A 1,713-nucleotide genomic window follows, 5' to 3' on the forward strand; every position below is an offset into this window, starting at 1 on the left:
CGCTTTATGGGGTAAGGGGATTTTGTGTCTGCGACATTTCTGTTGTGCAAGAAATATGTACAATAAAATGAATTTTGTCGCTTTGCAAGCAAAATCCCACTAAACCCTATAGGTTGCGGATTTGAGGATGAAATCGTAGGTATAAAATATAACTATGGACAATGAAGATAAACTATTAATACAGGAATATTGTTACATCAGGACCAAACAAGAACATAAAGCTCCTGACGTGAAGAAAGCTTGGGATCAGTTTGAGCATGAACATATCATGAAAAAACAAAGTCTCAAGACTAAAAGGCATGTCATATTTTTGCGATATGCGGCTGCTATTGCCATTATCCTCGTTATGGTAATGGGAGGTATCGGAATCTGGTGGTCAGAAGGAGGAAAACTGGTTGTTGAAAACTACAATACCAGAAAGTACATAGAGATGCGTAAGGCAAAAGGAAAGGAAAAACTGGTTGCATTCGAATCAACCAAAGGGCCACAGAAAATTCTAATCATGGATGAAAAAAGTATTAATCCAACAAAAAGAACAACAAAGAAAACGGAGAAAGTAGATACGCTTCATCATAAGGTTTTCTTGGCCACTGATATATTGGACGTTGCTTTTAGAAAAATCATCACTCCAAGAGGAAAAACATTTGAAATAACTCTCAGTGATGGTACACAGGTTGCGCTGAATGCCGACAGTAAATTTACTTTTCCAGTTGATTTCGCAGGCAAACCGGAGCGTATCGTACAACTGGAGGGAGAAGCTTTCTTTAAAGTGGCTAAAGATGCCAAACATCCATTTGTCGTGGTTACCCCTTCAATAATTACAACAGTTCTTGGAACTGAGTTTGTTGTAAAGGCATATGCTGATGGAAATCCTCAGGTTACGCTGCTAAGCGGTTCTGTGAAAGTGAATAAGATTGGAGCTACATCCGCTCAATCTGTGATATTAACCCCAAAACAACAGCTACACCTCACTTCTGATACTCATACAATGAGTGTTTTGAATGTTGGCGATCAGGCATTTCTTTCTTTGAAATGGAAGGATGACATGTTTTCTTTCTATCATACACCATTAATGGAAGCAATTCAAGAAATGGGGCGTTGGTATAATGTAGGAGTCGAGATTTCTGATAATTCTCTTATCAAGGAAACCATAACTTTGGAGATTTCCCGTAAAGTCTCTCTTGAAGACTTTGTCAATAGTATCAATCTGACTAACAATTTATCTGCCATCTTGGACCAAGGAAAGATTATAATTTGTCCAAAAAGTGCCAGTCAGGGCATTAATTGTTTCACTATCTATGCGGCACAAGATGTTAGAAATTAAAGATAAACCAAAATTTTTCACTCTAAAAGTGTTGTCACTATTGTGCTACTCAGAAGACATACTCATAATAAAAACCCCGAAAGTTAGACAAAAAACTTTCGGGGTTCATATCATTTATGCCGCAACCTTTTATGTAGGGTAGGTTAGGGGCTATAGGCCTCTTGCTTTCAAAAAGCCGGAGGCGTCTGGCTGTTTCATGCCTGTGAAGTCGGTAAACATTTCCATCTGATCCTTGGTGTTGCCTCGACTCAGGATCTTGTCACGGAAGGACTGTCCTACGGCTGGATCTAAAGCGCCATGCTTCGCAAAGTAATCGGCAATGTTTACTGCAAGTACTTCTGTCCATAGATAACTGTAATATCCGGCTGCATATCCGCCATCCCATACGT

2 protein-coding genes are annotated in these 1,713 nt (G+C 39.3%); one reads left to right on the forward strand and one right to left on the reverse strand.

What is annotated here, in order from left to right; all coding sequences use genetic code 11:
• Window positions 1–154 precede the first annotated feature (154 nt).
• The gene (locus EXN75_RS17305) at window positions 155–1,324 is read left to right on the forward strand and encodes a FecR family protein (protein WP_134844747.1); all 1,170 of its coding nucleotides are present in this window, start codon (window positions 155–157) and stop codon (window positions 1,322–1,324) included.
• Window positions 1,325–1,474: 150 nt separating this feature from the next.
• Here EXN75_RS17305 and EXN75_RS17310 read toward each other — a convergent pair.
• Window positions 1,475–1,713, reverse strand: a 239-nt coding sequence (locus EXN75_RS17310; protein ID WP_167639584.1) for a M3 family metallopeptidase, incomplete at its 5' end; no start/stop codon positions are given.

Source organism: Segatella hominis, from assembly GCF_004535825.1.
In the GTDB taxonomy this organism is placed as follows: Bacteria; Bacteroidota; Bacteroidia; order Bacteroidales; family Bacteroidaceae; genus Prevotella; species Prevotella hominis.

Coding starts and splice junctions, on each gene's coding strand:
- EXN75_RS17305 (WP_134844747.1), top strand. CDS start 155: ATGGACAATGAAGATAAACTATTAATACAGGAATATTGTTACATCAGG.